The organism is Streptomyces katrae (genome assembly GCF_002028425.1).
In the GTDB taxonomy this organism is placed as follows: domain Bacteria; phylum Actinomycetota; class Actinomycetes; order Streptomycetales; family Streptomycetaceae; genus Streptomyces; species Streptomyces katrae_A.
The window spans coordinates 3,813,347-3,831,872 of the sequence record NZ_CP020042.1; the positions used below are offsets into that span (position 1 = coordinate 3,813,347).

An 18,526-nucleotide genomic window follows, 5' to 3' on the forward strand; every position below is an offset into this window, starting at 1 on the left:
AGCGGCCCCCGGGGCCGGCGTCAGCGGCCCAGGGTGCGGTCCTTGAGGGCCGGGAACTGGTCGCGGGTCTCCGCCACCTTCGCCGGGTCGAGGTCCACCGTCAGGACGGTCTCGCCCGGGCCCGCCTCCGCGAGGACCTCGCCCCACGGGTCGACCACCAGGCTGTGCCCGGACTGCTCGACGCCCGCGTGGGTGCCGGCCGTCGCGCAGGCCAGGACGTACGCCTGGTCCTCCACCGCCCGGGCCCGGCTGAGCAGGGTCCAGTGCTCGCGCCGCCGGGCCGGCCAGCCGGCCGAGACGACCATCGTCGTGGCGCCCGCGTCGACGAGCCCCCGGAAGAGCTCCGGGAAGCGCAGGTCGTAGCAGGTGGCCAGGCCCAGGGTCTGCTCGGGCAGGGTCACGGTGGTCAGGGAGTCCCCGGCGGACATCAGCACCGCCTCGCCCTGGTCGAAGCCGAACCGGTGGATCTTGCGGTAGGTCGCGGCGAGCTCGCCCGCCGGGGAGAGCACGAGCGCGGTGTTGTAGAGGGAGCCGTCTCCCGCGCGCTCCACGACCGAGCCGGCGTGCAGCCAGACCCCGGCGTCGCGGGCGGCCTTGGACATGGCCTCGTACGTCGGCCCGTCCAGCGGCTCGGCCTCCGTCTCGAACTGCTCGTAGGCGAAGGCGCCCACCGTCCACAGTTCGGGCAGCACGACGAGGTCGGAATCGCCCTGTTCCCGGACGAGTTCGGCGGCCCGGGACCGCCGTGAGGCCACCGACTCTCCGTCGGTCACCGCGATTTGGATCAGCGAGGCGCGCACAGTACCACCGTCCTGGCATGTCAGCCGGTCAACTCAAGGCCTACGATCGTCACACGAAAGCGCTGCCGGGGTGCTCATCGGCAGCGTAGTTTTGGGAATAGTCCACAACGCGCCACTGAACAGCCAGCGAGGGGTCCCGTTGACCGTCCATCCCACTCTTGAGCCCTACGTCGACGCGTGGACACACTCGATCGAGGCGATAACCGAACTGGTCCTCCCCCTGACGGAGGGCCAGTGGAACCTGCCGACGCCGTGCCCGGGCTGGTCCGTGCGCGATGTCGTCTCGCACATCATCGGCCTGGAGCTGGAACAGCTCGGCGACCCCCGGCCGATCCACACGCTGCCGCGCGACCTGCGGCACGTGGTGAACGAGTTCACCCGCTACATGGAGGTTCCGGTTGACGTCCGCCGGCACCACACCGCCCTTGAGATGACCTCCGAGCTGGAGTACACCGTCATCCGGCGCCAGCGCCAGCTCCGCAACGACAAGCGGGACCCGGCCACGACGCTGGTACGAGGCCCCCAGGGCGACCAGATCCCCCTGGAACTCTCGCTGCGGCTCCGGGCGTTCGACGTGTGGATCCACGAGCAGGACCTGCGGGCGGCGCTGGGCGTTCCGGGCAACTGGGGCACACCGGGGGCGCATGTGGCGCGGGACATCCTGCTGGCCGGGCTGCCCAAGGTGGTGGCGAAGGGCGCCGGCGCGCCGCCGAACACGGCGGTGGTGCTGGACGTGCACGGCGAGCTGGAGTTCCTGCGGACGGTCCGGGTGGACGCGACGGGCCGGGCCACCCTCGACTCGACGCCCTCGCTGGGCCCGGCGGTGTCGCTGTCGCTGGACTGGGAGACGTACGTCCGCCTCGCGGCGGGCCGGGTGCGGCCGCGGACGGTCGCGGACCGGGTGAAGGTGGACGGCGACACGCAGCTGGCGGACGCGATCCTGGCGAACTTCGCCGTCACGCCGTAGGGGCGGGGGCGGCGGGCGCGGCAGGGCCGGCGGGAGCGCTCACCGAGAGCGGGCGCTCCCGCTCCCGCTCGCGTTCCCGCTCGCGGCCGAGGGCCTTCGGGCGGAGGCGGAGGATCTGGGTGAGGCCGAGGAGTTCCACGACGAACACCGACGCGAAGGCGATCCGGTAGTCGTCCCCGGTGGCGTCCAGCAGGACCCCCACCGCCAGCAGGGTGGTCATCGAGGCGAGGAAGCCGCCCATGTTGGTGATCCCGGACGCGGTGCCCTGCCGTTCGGCGGGGTTGGCCGGGCGGGCGAAGTCGAAGCCGATCATCGAGGCCGGCCCGCAGGTGCCCAGGACCACGCACAGGGTGCCCAGCAGCCACATCGGGGCGCGCTCGTCCGGGTAGAGCAGGACGGAGGCCCACAGCAGCGCGGTGACGCCGACCGTGCCCAGCGCCAGCGGCAGCCGCGCGGCCGGACGGCGGCCGATGACCTGGCCGTAGACCAGCCCCCAGCCCATGTTCGCGGCGACGATCAGGGTGAGCAGCCCGGCGGCGGTCGTCCGCTCCAGGCCCTGCGCCTCGACCAGGAACGGCATGCCCCACAGCAGCAGGAAGACCATCGCCGGGAACTGCGTCGTGAAGTGCACCCACAGCCCCAGGCGGGTACCGGGCTCCCGCCAGGAGTCGCGTATCTGGCGCCGTACGAACCCGCCGCCGCCCGAGGGCGCGGGCGGCAGGGCGTGGCCCTCGGGGTGGTCGCGCAGGAAGAGCGTGAGCGGGACCAGGACGACCAGCCCCGCCACCGCGCTGCCGGCGAAGGCGGGCACCCAGCCGGCGCCGTGCAGCACGGGCGCGAGGACGAGGGTGGAGACGAGGTTCCCCGCCATCCCGACCAGCCCGGCCAGCTGCGCCATGAGCGGCCCGCGGCGGGCGGGGAACCAGCGGGTGCCGAGCCGGAGCACGGAGATGAAGGTCATCGCGTCGCCGCAGCCCAGCAGGGCGCGGGCGGCCAGCGCCATCGCGTAGGTGGGCGAGAGCGCGAAGCCGATCTGCCCGGCGGTGAACAGGACGGCGCCCAGCGTCAGCACCTTCTTGGTGCCGAGGCGGTCCACCATCAGCCCGACCGGGACCTGCATGCCCGCGTAGACCAGGAGCTGGAGGAGGGAGAACGTCGCCAGGGCCGAGGCGTTGACGTGGAAGCGGTCGGCGGCCTCCAGCCCGGCCACGCCCAGACTGGTACGGAAGATCACGGCGACGAAGTAGACGGCGACGCCGATCGACCAGACGGCCGCGGCCCGCCGCCCGCCGGGCGGGTCCTGGACGGCCGCCGGGCCGGCCGGGGTGCTCATCGGTCCGCCCCCCGCACCAGTGCCTCGACCCGTCCGATGTGCCCGCGCACGGCGGCCGCGGCGGCCTCCCGGTCACCGGCGCGCAGCGCGTCCAGGATCTCGGCGTGCTCGGCGAGGGTGCGCTCCACCCGGTCGGGGTGCGCGTGCAGCAGGGCCACGCCCATGCGCAGCTGGCGGTCGCGGAGCTGGTCGTAGAGGCGGGAGAGGATCTGGTTCCCGGCGCCCCGGACGATCTCGGCGTGGAAGCAGCGGTCGGCCGCCATCATCGCGGCGAGGTCGCCCTGGGCCGCGTACCGCCGGAGCTCCTCCAGCAGCTCCGTGAGCCGGTCCAGCAGCGCGGGCGGGGCGGGCACGGCCCTGCGTACGGTGAACTCCTCCACCAGCAGCCGGGTTTCCACCACGTCGGCGATCTCCTGCGCGGAGACCGGCAGCACCAGGGCGCCCTTCTTCGGGTACAGCTTCAGCAGCCCCTCGGTCTCCAGCCGCAGCAGCGCCTCGCGCACGGGGGTGCGGGAGACGCCGACGGCCAGGGCGAGCTCGCCCTCGGTGAGGAGCACCCCGCCCTCGTAACGGCGGTCGAGCACGCCCTGCTTGACGTGCCGGTAGACGCGTTCGGCGGCGGTGGGGGCCTGGGTGGCGGGCGGCGTGGCGGCGGCTGGCATGCGCACAGGATAGATACATGAGGGATACACACGCCCTCCCCGTCCAGGATGTGGACCCCGCCCGTGCCGGGGAGCGCACGCCCCAGAGCCCGTACTGAGGAGCGCGCGCTCCCGACGCTCCGCCGAAGGATGTAGCGCGGCTTCGTCCACTGGCAGGACGTACCGGGCCCGACCCGCCGCGAGGCTGGGGAGATGGCCCACACCACCCTCGTCGCCCCCGGGGTGACCGCGACCCGGCTCCCGCTCCTCGACGTCCTGCGCGGCGCCGCCATCCTCGGCACGCTCATGACCAACGTCTGGATCTTCGCCTCCCCCGGCTCCGAATGGAGCGTGCTCCGGGGGAGCATGCACCTGCCCGACCCGCTCGCCGACCCGTCCGCCACGACCGTCGCCGAAGCCGCCTTCCGCTTCCTCGCCGACGGGAAGTTCCTCTCGCTGCTGACGGTGCTGTTCGGGGTGGGCCTGGCCATCCAGTACGACTCCGCCGCCCGCCGGGGCGAGCGGTGGCCCGGCCGCTACCCGCGGCGGGCCGCGTTCCTCTTCCTGGAGGGGACCGTCCACTTCGTCCTCGTCTTCGCCTGGGACGTGCTGATGGGATACGCCGTCACCGCCCTGCTCGTCGCCTGGCTGCTGGCCCGCTCCGAGCGGGTGCGGCGGGTGGTGATGTGGGGCGCGGGCGGGCTGCACCTGACCCTGATCGGCCTGGTGACGCTGGGCGAGGTCCTCACCCCGGACTCCGCGCCCGAGGGCCCCGACCCGCGGGCCGTCCGGCTGTACGCGCACGGCGGCTGGGCCGAGCAGATCGGCTTCCGGCTCGACCACGCCCTCGCGCTGCGCATCGAGCCCGTGTTCTCCTTCGGGCTGCTCGTCTTCCTCTTCCTCCTCGGTGTCCGCCTCCACCGCGCCGGCGCCTTCGCCCCGACCGACGCCGGGCGCCGGATCCGGGTCCGGATGGCCGCCTGGGGGCTCGGCCTCGGCCTGCCGCTGGGCGCCGCCGCCGCGCTCGGCGGCCACGACTTCTTCGTCCTCGGCCGCTACGGCATCGCCCCGCTGATCGCCCTCGGGTACGCCGGGCTGATCGGCTGGGCCCTGGACCGCGGCGCCGTCCCCGCGGCCCGCGCGCTCGGCTCCATCGGCCGCACCGCCCTGTCCTGCTACGTCGGCCAGAACCTGCTGTGCGTCCTGCTCTGCTACGGGATCGGCCTCGGGCTCGCCGACCGGTTCGCCGGGTCCGGCCCCTGGTGGGTGATGGGCCTGTGGGCGGCGGTGAGCCTGACCCTGGTCGCCGCGTCCCGGCTCTGGCTGCGCCGCTTCGAGCGGGGCCCGCTGGAGGCCGTGCAGCACTGGGCGCTCAGGCCCCGCCGGTGACCACCTCCACGTCCAGCACGAACTCGTCGTACGGCGCCTCCTGCGGGTAGGGCGGCCGGACCTGCGCGAACCGGATCCGGGCCCGCCCGCCCGGGCTCCGGCCGCGGACCTCGTACGTCCGCTCCACCGCCTCTCCGGGCAGGGCCCGCGCCGCCCGCCCGGGCCCGGTCTCGCGCACGGAGACGGCGTCGGCGTGCCCGGAGACCTGCCAGGTCCACACGTACCCGCGCGCCCCGCGGCCGGTCAGCCTCAGCTCGTACGTATCTCCGGCGCCGAGGACGATGCTGCGCACCTCCACCCGTGGGACCTCCTGGTTCACGCCGGGCCGATGACGGCCCCCTCGTGCCATCCCGCGCCGTCGCGCCAGTAGTGCTGGAGCATGCGGTCCGTGCGCAGGACGACGACTTCCAGGTTGAACCCGAAGCTGCCCTGGAGCATCCCGGTGACGGCCAGCGCGTCGTGGCCGAACACGGCGCCGCGCGCCCAGGGCGCCCCGGCGGCGTTGCCCCGCCACCAGTGCTCGATCCGCCCGCCGGCGACGGCCACGCACAGTTCGTAGTTCCCGGCGGTGTCCTCGTCCGCCGCCCCGTACTGGCCCTCGATCAGGCAGGGCGCGGAGGTGACCCCGCTGCCGAAGACCTCTCCGGGCCGCCAGACGAAGCCGTTGGGGTCGTCGCGCCACCACAGTTGCATCCGGCCGTCGGTGCGGGCGGCGACCAGGTCGAGGGTGCGGGCACGGGTCTGGACGAGGGCGGGGCCGTAGTGGGCGATGCCGGAGCCGAAGCGGCCGCCGTCGTTCCAGGTCCAGGGGGCGCCGTTGATCCGCCACCAGTGGTTGAGGCGGCCGTCGGCGGTGCGGACGACCACCTCGAAGTTGCCCGGCTTGCCGTAGTCGCTCTGGATGAAGGCGGGGGTCGAGCCGATGGCGGCGTCCCCGGGCCCGAAGGCGCCGCCGTCGCGCCAGACGCCGACGGCCTGCTCGTAGTACCAGTGGCGGAGCCGGCCGCCGGTGGTGACGTGCAGGGTCTCCATGTTCCGGTTGTAGGTGGTGCCGGTGAAGGCGGGCTGCCCGGAGGCGTCGCCGGCGAAGGTCTCGGCGCGGGCCCAGGCGTAGGGGGCTTCGCCCTCGCGCCACCAGTGCCGCAGGCGGCCGCCGCCGGCGGTCGCGGCCAGCTCGAAGTTGCGGTGGGCCCGGCCGTTGCCGCTCTCGTAGACGCTGCCCGCGTGCAGGCGGCGTTTGCTCCAGGGGTCGATGTTGGTGTCGCGCAGGCCGCACTTGGCCCAGTAGTCGATGTTGACCTCGCCGTACGCGATCCGGCCGTAGCCGCCGACGTGGTAGCCGGTGCCCCAGGAGTTCTTGAACAGCCAGCAGCCGGCCGCGTCGTCGTAGCCGACGACGAGCACGCAGTGGCCGCCGGCGAGCCGGCCGCCGGTGCGGTGGTAGACCCCGGCGCCGAGCGCGAAGAAGTCGTCGTACACGTCGAAGCAGGCGGTCAGCGGCCCGACCGTGTCCAGCCAGACCTTCTGCTGCTCGACGTCGCCGAGGCGTACGTAGTCGGTGATCCGGACGGTCCGTCCCGAACGGTCCCAGCTGGGCGTGTACTCGGCCCGCCAGGCGTCGCGCCGCTCGGCGGGCAGGCCCGGCGGCGGGGTGCCGTACGGCCAGCAGCCGGGGTCGGCGAGACCCCCGTTGTCCTTGATCCAGTCCAGGGCGGTCTCGGGGGTGCCGCCCTGCCCGCAGGCGCACTTCAACCCGTCGTGCACGTCGCCCTCGGAGCGCGCCGCCCACACGTCGTGCTCGATCCGGGCCATCGACTCGACCAGCCCGGCCGCCCCGAACGCCCAGCAGGACGCGCACGGGTTCTGGTCCTTGACCTTCGTCAGCCAGGGCCATCCCCACCGGTTCCGCCAGTCCACGGCCACGGGCCGCCCGGGCCCCGCGACCGTCCCCGGCAGCAGCCCGTGCGCGGCCCTGCGCCGCGTCAGGTGCGGGTTGCCGCTCTCCCTCCCCACGAGCGCCCGCAGGTCGACCGCCCCCGCCTCCGCGGCGGGCGTCAGCTCCCTTCCCGGCTCCAGGCCGAGCGCGGGCCTCGGCACGGGGTCCTCGTCGGCCAGGTGCTCGCTGACCGACCACCGCGCCCCCAGCGCCGCGAGCCGCGCCCGCAGTTCCCCCACCGTATGGACAGACTCCTCCGGCATCCCGGCCCCCCAGCCACTCGTGTGTGAGCCCCGGGAGCGTCCCCCCGCCGCCGGACCCCGTCAAGGGGGGCCGCGCGGTCGCGCGGACGCACGGGGGTCGTACGGTTCCGGGATGGACGCACGACGCACGCAGCGCCAGCTCTCGATGATCGGGGAGGTCCGCGACCTCGGCCCCGAGGTCTGGCTGCGGGGCGGCTGGGCGATGGACTTCTGGCTCGGCGAGGTCACGCGGGAGCACGAGGACGTCGACTGGTTCGCGTGGGCCGAGGACGCTCAGCGGCTGGGGGACCTCCTCGTGGCCCGCGGGTACGAGGTCCTGAGCGCGGACGACCAGCAGCTGGACGTCGTACGCGACGGGGAGGAGCACGGCTTCGCGTTCGTCACCCGGCGCCGCAGCGACGGCCGGGTCCTGGTCGCGGGCGGCCCCTGGGCGGGCACGCCCTGGCCGGAGGGGCTGCTGGACGGGGTGGAGCCGGGTCGGCTGGGCGGCCTGGAGTGCCCGGTGGCGTCACCGGAGGCGCAGATCGAGATCAAGCGGATGATGCCGGTGTGGGTGCCGGAGCGCCCCCGCCGTCGGAAGGACGCGGTGGACACGGCCCGGCTGGAGGCCGCCCTGGCGGCTCTGCACGCGACGGACGACACCCTCGTCCACGAGGGCAGCGCGTTCGTCAACTTCCGTACGTACGCCTCCGGGGAGGACTGGGGACACGGCTTCCGCTGGCTCGACACCAAGCACTTCCGCCTCCCGGCCGCCCCGCTCCCGGACACGGGCCTCCTGGCCGCCCTCATCGCCCACGAGCAGTTCCGGGACGACTACGCGGGCGGCGGCGTCCTGCCGCTGGGCCGACGGCACGGCCCGTTCTGGCGGCGCCTGATCACCCCGGCCGCCTACGCGCCGGTCCCCGCCGCCGACGCGGCGCACCTCCTGCGCACCTGGGCGGACCAGTACGGGCCGGTCCCGGAAGAGTTGGAGGCGGACCTGCGGCGGGAGGCGTTCGCCCGCCTGACCCCGGCCACCACGATCCACCACCTGACGGGGGTCGGGGAGGACGACTTCCACGACTGGGGCGGCGTACACGGCGAGTTCCACGAACTGGTCGTCATCGACCGCGCCGCGGGCCACCTGACCCTCCTGGTGGCGGCCGACGACTGACCACCCGGCCCGCACCCGCCCCGGCACCCGCACCCGCACCCGGGACCGAACCGGCAGCCCCCGTCCCCGTCCCTACGAGGACATGGCCTGCCCCCCGATCCCCGCCGCACCCGCCAGTTGCCCCTCCCACCAGCCCGCCACCTCGGCGGCACTCATCCGCGCCCACACCGGCGTCTCCTCCACCTGCGCCCGCCCCAGCCGCCGCGCCAGCGCGACCAGCTCCCGCCCGGCCCCGCCCCGCGCCGCCTGGTAGCCGGCGACCAGCTCCTCCCAGGACCCCGCCCGCGCCCAGGCCGCGCCGAAGGCGGTGGCGTCCTGGAGGGCTTTCGCGGCCCCGCTCGTGTTGTGCGGCCGCACCACGCTCGCCGCGTCGCCGGCCAGCAGCAGCCGCCCCGCCGCGGCGGGCTCCGTCACCAGGTCGTAGATGGGCTGCACGAACGTGTCCCCCGGCGCCGTCAGCGCCAGCGCCCGCCCCCAGTACTCCGGGAACTCCCGCTCCAGCAAGGCCCGCAGGTGAGCGGCGAGTTCCTGCCCCAGCGCCCCCGGCGGAAAGCTGGTCGGGTCGTCGAAGCGCAGCCCCGCGCCCGGCGGCGGCGCCGCGTACAGCACCCAGTTCACCCGCAGGCCCTCCGGCCCGGGGATCCGGTAGATCACGCAACTGCCCCCGGGGAAGCACACGGTGGTCACCGCCGCGGGGTACGACTCGGCTCCCCCCAGCCCCTCCAGCAGCGCGGCGTCGAAGTTCCCCCGCCAGCACACGTACCCGGCGTAGTGCGGCGTCGCCCCCGGGCTCACCGCCTCCCGCACCACCGACCGGTACCCGTCGGCCCCGACGACGAGGTCGAACCGCTCCACGCCCCCGCCCCCGAACCGCACGCCGACCCGGCCCCTCCCGCGGCCCACGCCCCCGGCCCCGTCCCCGTCCCCGTCCACTCCCGCAACGGCCACGCCCTGCCGGTAGTCCACCGCCCCTGGGACCGCCTCCCGCAGCCCCCGCCACAGCAGCCCCCAGTGGTACGAGTGGAACGGGAACGGCTGCTCCCAGATGAGCCGCCCCCCGGCCCCCGCCCCGGCGTCCCGCACCACCCACCGCCGCCGCTCCAGCCGGTGCGCGGGGATCCCCGGCGGCAGCGCCCCGGCGGCCACCAGTTCCGCGGCCCGGTCGTCGTGCACGCACAGCCCGACCCCCCGGTCCGCGAGCCGCCCCCGGGTCCGTTCCAGTACGACGACCTCCCCGGCTCCCGCCCGCACCGCGGCCGACGCGAACGCGCACCCGGCGATGCTCCCCCCGACCACCGCGACCGTCCCACCACGCATGACGCCCTCCGCCCGCCGCCCAGTTGTCCGGCCGGCCAGCCTACTGACGCGGAGGACCGTGCCCCGGGCGACAGAACGGATCCGGCCACCGCCGGCCCGTGTCCCCGGCCGGGGCGCCGACCCGCCGCGGCGCGCGTAGCGTGGGGAGGGGCGGGGAGGTCAAGGAGGCGAGGACCATGGCCGGACAGGTGCTGAGCGAGGTCAGCGGGGTCGTCGCGGCCGGGCGCGAGGCCGACCTCGTGGCCGCCTACCGCGAGCTCGTGAGCCATCCCCTGCCCGACGGGCTGATCCGCTCGGAGCTGCTGCGCGGCCAGGACGGCGTCTGGCGCATCCACACGCTGTGGCGGGACCGGGCCGCCCTGGAGGCCGTACGGAACGTTCCCGGCGACGCCCCGGCCCCCCGCCTCTTCCGCGAGGTGGGCGCCGAGCCCGTCCTGGCGGTGTTCGAGATCGCGGTCCACCTCACCGCCCAGGTGGGCCCGGTCTGACGCGCCGGATCCGGCGCCGCCCGTGCCGCCGTAGGGTCGGGGCATGAGCGGACCCGGTGAGCTGGACGAAGACGACGAGGCGCTCGCGGCGCGGTGCGCGGAGATGACCGTCGAACAGCGAGGTCACACGGCCCTGCTGGCGCTGTGGCGGCTGCGCGCACCGCTGCTGGTGCTCGGGCTCGATCCCGGCTGGGGGATCCACCGCTCGGCGGTGGAGGCCGCCTTCCGGGGGATGCTCCTCCCCGTGCACGACGAGCCGCTGCCGGATCCGGGCCCGCTCTTCACGAGCCCCCCGGAGGCAGAGCCGGAGGGCGTCGTCGCGGAGGTCCAGCTGGAGGTCCTGGCCGAGCTCCACGCGTGGACGACCGCCCGGGAGCCGGGCGCCGAGGAGGCCGAGCGGGTCATCCGGCTGGCCCGCGACCTGTCCCGCTCGCTCGACCGCTCCTGCGAGGACTCCCTGTGGGACCACCCGGCCCGGCACGCCCACGCCCGGTACCTCGCGACCGTGGCCGGCGGCGGCACCGCCGTGGGCTACCACGAAGCCCGCAACCTCCGCGTCGAGGCCGCCTGCCAGGACCTCGTGGCGGCGCTGCCGCCCGGCGCGGGGCTGCCCGGCACCGCCGCCGGCCGGGAGGCGCTCGCGCTCTGTGAGGCGTTCAGCGCGGAGCTCGTCTCGACCCTGGCCTGGCGCGAAAACCTGGGGTACTGACTCCCCCCGGCCCGTAGGGTGCTCATCGCACCGAGCCCGAGGGAGATCATGAAGAGCACCGCCGAGCTGTCGGAGGACACCCGGACGCCCTGGAGGACGGCCGCCTTCCGGCGGTTCGTCTCGGCGAACCTCATCTCCGCCGCCGGGTCCGCCATGGCCCCCCTCGCCCTGGCCTACTCCGTGATCGAGCAGGGCGGAGGAGCGGGCTCCCTCGGCCTGGTCCTCGCCACGAACACCGTGCCGACGATCGTGTTCCTCCTGCTGGGCGGCGTCTTCGCCGACCGGCTGTCCCGCAGCCGGATCCTCTTCCTCGGCAACCTCCTGGCCGCCGCCGCACAGGGCGTGCTCGCCCTGACCGTGGCCACGGGACACGCGACGACGCTCTCCATAGCCGCCTGCGGCCTGATCTCGGGCACGGCGGCCTCGTTCATCGTTCCGGCCATGCAGGGCGCCGTCGCCCAGATCGTCCCCGAGGAGCACCTGCAGCAGGCCAACGCGCTGCTCCGGCTCCCGGGCAACGCCGTGAAGGTGGTGGGGCCGGTCGTGGGCGGCGTCGTCGTCGCCGCGAGCGGCGCCGCCTGGGCCCTGGCCTGGGACGCCCTCACCTTCGCCATCGCCGCCGTCCTGCTCCTCAGCCTCTCCCTGGAGACCCCGCCCACCCCGGCCAGGGGTGTCCTGGCCGACCTCCGCGCGGGCTGGGACGGCTTCTGGTCCCGTACCTGGCTGTGGACGTACACGGCCGCGGGGGCGGTCCTCGTCGCGGCCTGGCTGGCCGGCTTCCAGCTCCTCGGCCCCCTGGTCGCCGCCGGGGAGTACGCCGGGGCGCGCGACTGGGGCCTGGTCCAGGCCGCGTTCTCGTGCGGCCTGCTGGCCGGAACCCTGGTCTGCCTGCGCTGGAAGCCGTACCGCCTCCTCACGGTCGCGGTCGTCACCTCCGGCGCCCTCGCCCTCCCCCTCGCCGCGCTGGCCCTCGCCCTGCCGCTGCCGCTCGTGCTGGCGGCCGCCCTCCTCGCCGGGATCGGCCTCGACGTGGCGATCGTCGCCTGGAACACCGCGTTCCAGCAGCACGTCCCGCAGCCGGAACAGGGCCGCATGAGCGCCTTCAACGGAGTCGGCGAACGCCTGGCCATCCCCCTCGGCTACCTGATCACGGCCCTGGCGGCCGAGCTCTGGACCACCCGCACGGCCCTCCTGGCCTGCGCCGCCCTGATCGCCGCGGCGGCCGCCCTCAACCTCTGCGTCCCGGCGGTCCACCGGATCAACCGCCGCTCCTAGCCCTCCGGCTCCGTCGATAGGCTCCCGGGATGCATGACACCGCACTGCTGGTCATCGACATGCAGGATGCCCTGCTGAACGACGCCCATGACGTCGAGGCCTGCCTGCTCAAGGTCGGCCGCCTTGCCGAGCAGGCTCGCTCCGCCGGCGCAGCCGTGGTCTACGTGCGCCAACGCCTCGATGACGTGCCCGCCGACCTGGCCGATGTCCATCCAGCGGTGGCGCCCCGGCCCGGCGATGTGGTCCTGGACAAGGACAGCGCGGACTCCTTCCTCGGCACCGGGCTCGACGAGTTGCTCCACGAGCGGGCAGTGCGTCGGGTGATCGTCACCGGCTTCGCCACCGAGTACTGCGTCGACTCCACCAGTCGCGCCGCGCTCTCCCGTGGCTATGACCTCGTGATGGTCTCGGACGGACACACCACGCCGGAGCGTCCGCCCGGTGCCGCGCTGACGGCCGCCCAGGTGATCGCGCATCACAACGCGACCTTCTCGGCCATCCAGTACGCCGGGCGTTCCATCACCGTGACACCGGCGGCCGAGATCCGCTTCGCCGCCACGCTGACGGCTTAGGCGGCGAGGGCCTCGCGAGGGGGGCCAGGAGGGCTGGCCGGGCCCCCGTATAGGGTCCCCGTGTGGACGAGTGGACGGCGCCGAGCGTGATCGAGCGCGAGCTGTACGGGGCGAAGGCGCGCGGGGACTGGGGCGCCTACATGGACGCCCTCGCGCGGGCCGAGCTGTTCCTCCCGCAGCCCCGGGCGCAGGTCGACGCCGATCCCGCCGCGGCCCGCTTCCACCGGGCCGCCGACAACACCCTCGCCGTCTACACCCGCGGCATGCTCCCCGCCCCCGACGCGCACACCGTCTACCTCCGCCAGAGCCTCGCCTGGTTCGCCAACGCCTGGGACCACCGGGACCCCTCCCACCTCGCCGTGAACCCCGGCAGCCCCGTCGAGGCGTACCTCACGACCACCCCCGCCGACCTCGCCCGCTGGCGCGCGCACTGGGACGCCGCCCCCTCCTGGGGCCTGGCCCCCGGCGCCGTGCACGCCCTGTACACCGGCGGCCCGCTGCACGGCCCCGTGGCCCGCGGCCTGGCCGTCGGGGCGCACCTGGCGGTGTCCAACGGCGAGTTCTGGAACGCCCTCGCCTACCACGGCAACGGCTACACCCGCGAGCGCGAGCGCCTGCGCACCTCGTGGGAGATCGACGACGCCGCCGGCTGGCTGGGCGTGCTCCAGCGCATGCTGAACGCCGATGTCGTCAGCCCCGTCTGGGAGTTCGCGCTCCGCGTGCGCCGCGTCCTCGCCTCCGACTTCGCCGGGCCGGTCGACGTCGAGCACTGGCGCCACGCCGCCGAGGTCAGCCTGCGCCGCAGCGCCGAGCAGGCCGCCCAGCCCCGCCTCACCCCCGACGGGGTGACCGTCGCCGAGCCGCGCCCCGCCGCCGAGGTCGAGGGCGAGATCGCCGGGGTGCGGCGGCTCATCGGCCGGATCACCCGCTACGAGCAGCGCTTCCGCGCCGACGGGCTCCTCCCGGCCGGCGGCTGGGTGCGCTCGGTCGAGGGGTGGGACTACGGGCGGGCCTCGCAGATGGCCCGCTGGGGCGTCGCCTGCCGCTACGGCACCCTCCAGGACGCCGAGCGCGCCGTGCTCCGCGCGGGCGAGAAGGCACGGGGCGCGTACCGGTCGTGGACGGACTTCTCCGCCGGGTACGCGCTCGCCCGCTGCCTGCACTTCGACGAGGAGGAGTTCGGGAGCTGGTACGAGTCCTCCCTCGCCACCCACCTGACGCTGACCACCGACCCCGCCAGCCCCTTCCTCAACATCCCGTGGGAATGACCGACTTCGGGTAGTACCCGGTCCTGCGTCCGCTACGGCGGTGCCCCGCGGGCCCCACAACTAGGCTGCACGGCATGACGATTGCCCTGAACGACACCGTGCGGCAGCTGCTCGACTCCCCGCACCCCGCCGTGCTCTCCACCCTCAACCCCGACGGCAGTCCGCAGAGTTCCGTGGTCTGGGTGATCCGCGACGGGGACGACCTGCTGGTCTCCACCGAGCGCGGCCGCCGCAAGGAGCGCAACCTCGTCCGGGACGGCCGGGTCGGGCTGACCGTGTTCGACCTGGCCAATCCCTACCTGTACGCCGAGATCCGCGGCACCGCCACCGTCAGCGAGGACACCGGCCGGGCCGTCGCCGTCCGGATCGCCGAGCAGTACCTGGGGCCGGGCGCCGGCAAGGAGTACGGGGACGCCTCCGACGGGGCCGTACGGGTCGTCGTGCGCATCACCCCGTCCAAGGTGCTCGGCAACGCCGCCAAGGGCTGAGCCAGGCGGGCGGTTCGCGCGGCGAGCCGTGCGGGCGGCGGGGGCGGACCCGGAGCGGAATCTGATATTCCGATCCATGCCGCCCGCCCGCCGCCCACCGAGAGGGGCCCCGGCCCATGCCGCACACTCCGAGGATCCGCCGACGCCTGCGCACGCTGCTCACCGCCTCCCTGGGCGCCCTGCTCGCCTTCACCGCTGCCACCGTCCCGGCACGGGCCGGGTCGGGACACGTGGTGAACGTGGGAGACGTGACGGAGTACCCGCTCACCACCCCCGACAGCTACCCCGCCGGCCTCACGGCCGGCCCGGACGGGGCGGTGTGGGTCGCCGAGTCCGGGGTCAACCGGATCGCCCGCCTCACCACCCGCGGCGCCGTCACCGAGTACCCGCTGCCGACCCCCGACAGCTTCCCCCAGGGCATCGCCAAGGGCCCCGACCGGGCCCTGTGGTTCACCGAGGGGAGCGTCGGCAAGATCGGCCGGATCACCACGAAGGGCCAGGTCACCGAGTTCCCGCTGCCCGGCACGGACCGCTTCCCCACGGGCATCGCGCTGGGCGCCGACCGCGCCCTGTGGTTCACCGAGCCGGGGACGAACTCCATCGGACGGATGACCACCGACGGCCGGGTGACGGAGTACCCCGTCCCCACGCCGGACAGCGTTCCGTACTACATCGCGGCCGCCCCGGACGGCTCGCTGTGGTTCACCGAGCTGTTCGGCGGCAAGATCGGCAGGATCAGCCGCTCCGGCAGCGTCACCGAGTACCCGCTGGCGAACGACTCCGCCTTCCCCTCCGGCATCGCGGCCGGCCCCGGCGGAATGTGGTTCACCGCGAGCGGGCTGAACGCGGTCGGGCGCGTCACCGCGCGCGGTGCGGTCGAGCTCTTCCCGGTGCCCGTCCCCGACTACCAGGTCTACGACATCACCCGCGGCCCGGACGGGCACATGTGGTACGCCGTGCAGTCCGGCCGCATCGGCCGGATCGGCCACGACGGTGCGATCACCGAGTACACCGTGCCGGGGGGCGAGGCGAAGGTGCCCTTCAACATCGCGACCGGGCCCGACCGGAACATCTGGTTCGGCGAACTGCTGGCCAGTGCGGTCGGCCGCGTCCAGGCCCGTCCGGGACGGGGCGCGGTCCACACGACCCTCCCGGCCCCCGTGACGCACCCCGCTCCCACGAAGCACGCCGTCCCCGTCGGCCACGCCGCCCTCCGCCTGCGCCTGGCCCCCGGCCTGGAACGGCTGGTCCACGCGCGCCACCGCTAGGGCCCGCCCCCGCCCCGCCCCAACCCCCGCCGCCGCCCCGGCAGCCGCCCGCCCGGCACGCCGCCCGCGGCGGCACACAGGGTCCGGTCGAACGTACGGCCGAGGCGGGTTCCGGGCGGAAGCGGCGGCCCGGCTACCGCCAGACACCCCCGGGGCGGTGGATCCGGACACCCGCGGCGCGCGGCCGGGCCGCCGGCCCGGGAGCCCGCTCCGTGATCTTGGCCTCGGATGATCAAGTAAATGCGCACCCGGGACGGCCCTCCGGCCCGGGTGCGCCACTCTCCGACCGTGATCAACTCCATGGTCAGCGGCGTCTGTCCGGATATCCCCCCGTGGCCGGTTCCGGGCGCTGCCGCCCCGCCCGCCGGTTGCGTAGCGTCACCGTCCTGCGACACAGGGAGGGGACGAGGGCATGGGACAGGGCAGCGCGCGGAACGATGTGGGCACGGCCTATATCAATGACGTGTTCATGCGGCATCCGCTGACCACGAAGAACCAGAAGGAACTGGACATCGGCGCCAGGGCCGCCGGGATCCTGGAGCGGAACCTGCGCAGGGGGGTGTTCAAGCGGAACCGGCAGGGCGAGGGGCAGCCGCTCGACCCCATCGGGTTCTCGCTGAACAAGGAGCGCTACGGCGACTTCCCCGCGGAGGAGCCGACCGCGCAGGACCGCGGCTGGCGGGCCTTCATGAACGTCGGCGTGCCGGTCATCGAGGAGATCGGGGACGTCCGCCAGCCGCCCCCCGACATGGTCTCCAGGCAGACGTACGTCAACGGGACCGACCCGATCGAGATCACCGTGACGGACACGGTCGAGTTCACCGTCTCGAACACGATCAGCTGGTCCCTCCAGGGGGAGGTGAAGCTCACCTTCGGCGCGAAGTCCATCGCCTCGCTCCAGCAGCAGATGGCCAAGAGCATGGAGATGAAGCAGTACCAGAAGACCACCCTGCTCAACAGCAAGGACAACCAGGGCGTCAACACGGAGACCCAGACCGAGGCGACCAGCAACACCACCGCCACGAGTTCCGTGACCGGCACCGGCGAGCTGTGGGGCGAGCTGGCGCTCGGGATCACCGGCTCCGTCAGCGGATCGCTGACGACCGAGTGGAAGCACGTCTCCACGGTCAGCTTCCTGATCAAGAGCCGGGCCGACGTGATGGCCACCACCCGGCGCGAGATCCGGCAGTTCGCCTACGAGTTCCCCGTCACCTTCGGCGGCTGGGCCGCCCTGTACTACCCCGAGCCGGTCGAGGTGAAGGAGACCGGCAAGCAGGGCGCCGAGCCCCGGTACTCCAAGGTCATCGCGTGGAAGCTCGGCGAGGCCGACCTCGACTCCAGCCGCTTCGACCTGGCCGACGAGGGAAAGCGGTTCCTGCAGAAGGGCATCGCCGAAACCGTCGCCGTCCGCACCGGCGAACACCGGGTGTTCCAGCCGGAGATCCTCGACTACCAGACGCAGAAGCAGCCGCTCTAGGGGGGAAGCCATGTCCTTCAAGAACATCTTCGACAACGGCGGGGACCAGGCCGGTTCCGCCGACCAGTCCGCGCAGAAGCTGGACCGGGACACCCCGGGAGCCGGGAGCGTCTCGGAGGAGGTGCGCAGGCTGGAGAGCGAGCGGGACCCGTGGCTCGTACGCCAGACCGCGCACGGGGCCTTCGACGTCATGGGCTTCCTCGGGCCGCTCTTCCAGAGCACCCAGGGCGTGGCGGCCGCCCAGCGGCAGGTCACCGAGAACCCCGGGTCCGCGACGGCGATGGCCTCCTCGGCCTCCAAGGCGTTCGGGCCGCCGAAGGTCTCCATCCGCGACGAGGACATGCCCAAGCTGGAGGAGCTGTCCAAGCTCATCGCCAACAAGCGGAGCTACTCCCTGATCGCGACGGGCCTGGGCACCTCCGAGGGCGTGGCGGTCGACCCGTCGGGGAGCCCGGTGTACGTCGCCGACCGGGGCGGCCAGCGGCTCATCGCGGTGAAGCCGGACACCGGCGCCCAGCGCGTGGTCGCCAGCGGCCTGGGCGACCTCGGTGACGTGGCGCTCGACACGGCGGCGGGCAAGGCCTACACCACCGACTGGAGCGGCGGACGGCTGCTCGTGGTGGACCTGGCCGGCGGCACCTCCGCCAAGGTGGCCGACGTCCCCGGCGCGTACGGCGTGGCGCTGGACACCGCGGCGCGCAAGGCGTACGTCGCCAACTGGACCGACGGGCAGCTGATCGAGGTGGCCCTGCCGGGCGGGCAGAAGACCACGCTCCTCTCCGGGCTGGGACAGGGCATCGGCGGGGTCGCCCTGTCCGGCGACGGCAAGGCGTACATCGGCCAGAAGGACAACGGCGGCAAGCTGTTCGAGGTGGACCTGGCCAAGCGGACGTACCGCGTCCTGACCGCCCTCACCGGCGCCACGACCATCCGCGTGGCGCTCGACGGCTCCGGCCGGGCCTACACCATCGACCACGCGGGCGGTCGCCTCTACGAGATCACCCTCGCCGACGGCGCCCAGCGGGTGGTGGCCTCCGGCCTGGAGACCTGCGAGGGGCTCACCCTGGACACCGTGAACGGCTGGATCTACGTCACCAACCGCGAAGGCCGGCTGTGGCAGATCGACCGGAGTGCCGTCCAGGCCCTGGGCGGCGTCGGCAAGGTCGTGCCGTAGGGGCCGGG

The 18,526-nt window shown here is 74.3% G+C and carries 18 protein-coding genes; 12 read left to right on the forward strand and 6 right to left on the reverse strand.

Annotated features, from left to right (window positions below; genetic code table 11):
* Positions 1-20 precede the first annotated feature (20 nt).
* Positions 21-800: a carbon-nitrogen family hydrolase gene (locus B4U46_RS17300; RefSeq protein ID WP_079428466.1), complete on the reverse strand. Its 780-nt coding sequence runs from the start codon at positions 798-800 to the stop codon at positions 21-23.
* A 139-nt stretch (positions 801-939) separates the two neighbouring features.
* On the opposite strand from B4U46_RS17300, the gene B4U46_RS17305 reads away from it, so the two are divergent.
* On the forward strand, positions 940-1,767 hold the full coding sequence (locus B4U46_RS17305) for a maleylpyruvate isomerase family mycothiol-dependent enzyme (RefSeq protein ID WP_079428468.1): 828 nt from the start codon (positions 940-942) through the stop codon (positions 1,765-1,767).
* On the opposite strand, the gene B4U46_RS17310 is transcribed toward B4U46_RS17305, so the two are convergent.
* Positions 1,757-3,100 carry an MFS transporter gene (locus B4U46_RS17310; protein ID WP_079428470.1) on the reverse strand — a complete coding sequence of 448 codons (1,344 nt, stop codon included), beginning with the start codon at positions 3,098-3,100 and terminating at the stop codon, positions 1,757-1,759. The two genes, B4U46_RS17305 and B4U46_RS17310, sit on opposite strands and share 11 nt — an antisense overlap.
* The gene (locus B4U46_RS17315; protein ID WP_079431822.1) at positions 3,097-3,762 is read right to left on the reverse strand and encodes a GntR family transcriptional regulator; all 666 of its coding nucleotides are present in this window, start codon (positions 3,760-3,762) and stop codon (positions 3,097-3,099) included. The genes B4U46_RS17310 and B4U46_RS17315 overlap by 4 nt, the downstream gene beginning before the upstream one ends.
* Positions 3,763-3,954: 192 nt before the next feature.
* Here B4U46_RS17315 and B4U46_RS17320 point away from each other — a divergent pair, with 192 nt between their 5' ends.
* Positions 3,955-5,130 (forward strand): DUF418 domain-containing protein, encoded by a 1,176-nt coding sequence (locus B4U46_RS17320; RefSeq protein WP_079428472.1) that lies wholly within the window; start codon positions 3,955-3,957, stop codon positions 5,128-5,130.
* Here B4U46_RS17320 and B4U46_RS17325 read toward each other — a convergent pair.
* Together B4U46_RS17325 and B4U46_RS17330 are read right to left on the reverse strand one after the other, a co-directional pair.
* Positions 5,114-5,428 (reverse strand): protease inhibitor I42 family protein, encoded by a 315-nt coding sequence (locus tag B4U46_RS17325; protein ID WP_079428474.1) that lies wholly within the window; start codon positions 5,426-5,428, stop codon positions 5,114-5,116. The two genes, B4U46_RS17320 and B4U46_RS17325, sit on opposite strands and share 17 nt — an antisense overlap.
* Positions 5,429-5,445: 17 nt before the next feature.
* Positions 5,446-7,305 carry a C1 family peptidase gene (locus B4U46_RS17330; protein WP_237292946.1) on the reverse strand — a complete coding sequence of 620 codons (1,860 nt, stop codon included), beginning with the start codon at positions 7,303-7,305 and terminating at the stop codon, positions 5,446-5,448.
* A 136-nt stretch (positions 7,306-7,441) separates the two neighbouring features.
* On the opposite strand from B4U46_RS17330, the gene B4U46_RS40065 reads away from it, so the two are divergent.
* A complete protein-coding gene (locus B4U46_RS40065) occupies positions 7,442-8,482 on the forward strand; it encodes a nucleotidyltransferase domain-containing protein (protein WP_107438281.1) in 1,041 nt (346 codons plus the stop codon).
* Between the two features lie 72 nt (positions 8,483-8,554).
* Here B4U46_RS40065 and B4U46_RS17345 read toward each other — a convergent pair whose 3' ends face one another.
* Complete coding sequence (locus B4U46_RS17345; protein WP_079428478.1) at positions 8,555-9,799, reverse strand: FAD-dependent monooxygenase; 1,245 nt, start codon at positions 9,797-9,799, stop codon at positions 8,555-8,557.
* A gap of 176 nt (positions 9,800-9,975) precedes the next feature.
* Between B4U46_RS17345 and B4U46_RS17350 the strand changes: the two genes are divergently transcribed.
* The 9 genes from B4U46_RS17350 to B4U46_RS17390 all read left to right on the forward strand — a co-directional run bounded on the left by B4U46_RS17350 (position 9,976) and on the right by B4U46_RS17390 (position 18,518).
* Positions 9,976-10,287, forward strand: coding sequence for an antibiotic biosynthesis monooxygenase family protein (locus B4U46_RS17350; protein ID WP_079428480.1), 312 nt, complete (start codon positions 9,976-9,978; stop codon positions 10,285-10,287).
* A 43-nt stretch (positions 10,288-10,330) separates the two neighbouring features.
* On the forward strand, positions 10,331-10,996 hold the full coding sequence (locus B4U46_RS17355; RefSeq protein ID WP_079428482.1) for a hypothetical protein: 666 nt from the start codon (positions 10,331-10,333) through the stop codon (positions 10,994-10,996).
* 48 nt (positions 10,997-11,044) lie between these two features.
* Positions 11,045-12,271, forward strand: coding sequence for an MFS transporter (locus B4U46_RS17360; RefSeq protein ID WP_079428484.1), 1,227 nt, complete (start codon positions 11,045-11,047; stop codon positions 12,269-12,271).
* A gap of 29 nt (positions 12,272-12,300) precedes the next feature.
* On the forward strand, positions 12,301-12,843 hold the full coding sequence (locus B4U46_RS17365; protein ID WP_079428486.1) for an isochorismatase family protein: 543 nt from the start codon (positions 12,301-12,303) through the stop codon (positions 12,841-12,843).
* 62 nt (positions 12,844-12,905) lie between these two features.
* Positions 12,906-14,111, forward strand: coding sequence for a DUF1266 domain-containing protein (locus B4U46_RS17370; RefSeq protein ID WP_079428488.1), 1,206 nt, complete (start codon positions 12,906-12,908; stop codon positions 14,109-14,111).
* A 74-nt stretch (positions 14,112-14,185) separates the two neighbouring features.
* Complete coding sequence (locus B4U46_RS17375; RefSeq protein ID WP_079428490.1) at positions 14,186-14,599, forward strand: PPOX class F420-dependent oxidoreductase; 414 nt, start codon at positions 14,186-14,188, stop codon at positions 14,597-14,599.
* Between the two features lie 116 nt (positions 14,600-14,715).
* Positions 14,716-15,867: a hypothetical protein gene (locus B4U46_RS17380; protein WP_208949815.1), complete on the forward strand. Its 1,152-nt coding sequence runs from the start codon at positions 14,716-14,718 to the stop codon at positions 15,865-15,867.
* 412 nt (positions 15,868-16,279) lie between these two features.
* The gene (locus B4U46_RS17385; RefSeq protein ID WP_079428492.1) at positions 16,280-17,344 is read left to right on the forward strand and encodes a gluconolaconase; all 1,065 of its coding nucleotides are present in this window, start codon (positions 16,280-16,282) and stop codon (positions 17,342-17,344) included.
* A 10-nt stretch (positions 17,345-17,354) separates the two neighbouring features.
* On the forward strand, positions 17,355-18,518 hold the full coding sequence (locus B4U46_RS17390; RefSeq protein WP_079428494.1) for an SMP-30/gluconolactonase/LRE family protein: 1,164 nt from the start codon (positions 17,355-17,357) through the stop codon (positions 18,516-18,518).
* Positions 18,519-18,526: the final 8 nt, after the last annotated feature.

What these genes read in the sequence shown, in the direction of transcription:
- B4U46_RS17310 (WP_079428470.1), bottom strand. Translation starts at nt 3,100, where the DNA reads ATGAGCACCCCGGCCGGCCCGGCGGCCGTCCAGGACCCGCCCGGCGGG.
- B4U46_RS17315 (WP_079431822.1), bottom strand. Translation starts at nt 3,762, where the DNA reads ATGCCAGCCGCCGCCACGCCGCCCGCCACCCAGGCCCCCACCGCCGCC.
- B4U46_RS17320 (WP_079428472.1), top strand. Translation starts at nt 3,955, where the DNA reads ATGGCCCACACCACCCTCGTCGCCCCCGGGGTGACCGCGACCCGGCTC.
- B4U46_RS40065 (WP_107438281.1), top strand. Translation starts at nt 7,442, where the DNA reads ATGGACGCACGACGCACGCAGCGCCAGCTCTCGATGATCGGGGAGGTC.
- B4U46_RS17345 (WP_079428478.1), bottom strand. Translation starts at nt 9,799, where the DNA reads ATGCGTGGTGGGACGGTCGCGGTGGTCGGGGGGAGCATCGCCGGGTGC.
- B4U46_RS17350 (WP_079428480.1), top strand. Translation starts at nt 9,976, where the DNA reads ATGGCCGGACAGGTGCTGAGCGAGGTCAGCGGGGTCGTCGCGGCCGGG.
- B4U46_RS17355 (WP_079428482.1), top strand. Translation starts at nt 10,331, where the DNA reads ATGAGCGGACCCGGTGAGCTGGACGAAGACGACGAGGCGCTCGCGGCG.
- B4U46_RS17360 (WP_079428484.1), top strand. Translation starts at nt 11,045, where the DNA reads ATGAAGAGCACCGCCGAGCTGTCGGAGGACACCCGGACGCCCTGGAGG.
- B4U46_RS17365 (WP_079428486.1), top strand. Translation starts at nt 12,301, where the DNA reads ATGCATGACACCGCACTGCTGGTCATCGACATGCAGGATGCCCTGCTG.
- B4U46_RS17375 (WP_079428490.1), top strand. Translation starts at nt 14,186, where the DNA reads ATGACGATTGCCCTGAACGACACCGTGCGGCAGCTGCTCGACTCCCCG.
- B4U46_RS17380 (WP_208949815.1), top strand. Translation starts at nt 14,716, where the DNA reads ATGCCGCACACTCCGAGGATCCGCCGACGCCTGCGCACGCTGCTCACC.
- B4U46_RS17385 (WP_079428492.1), top strand. Translation starts at nt 16,280, where the DNA reads ATGGGACAGGGCAGCGCGCGGAACGATGTGGGCACGGCCTATATCAAT.
- B4U46_RS17390 (WP_079428494.1), top strand. Translation starts at nt 17,355, where the DNA reads ATGTCCTTCAAGAACATCTTCGACAACGGCGGGGACCAGGCCGGTTCC.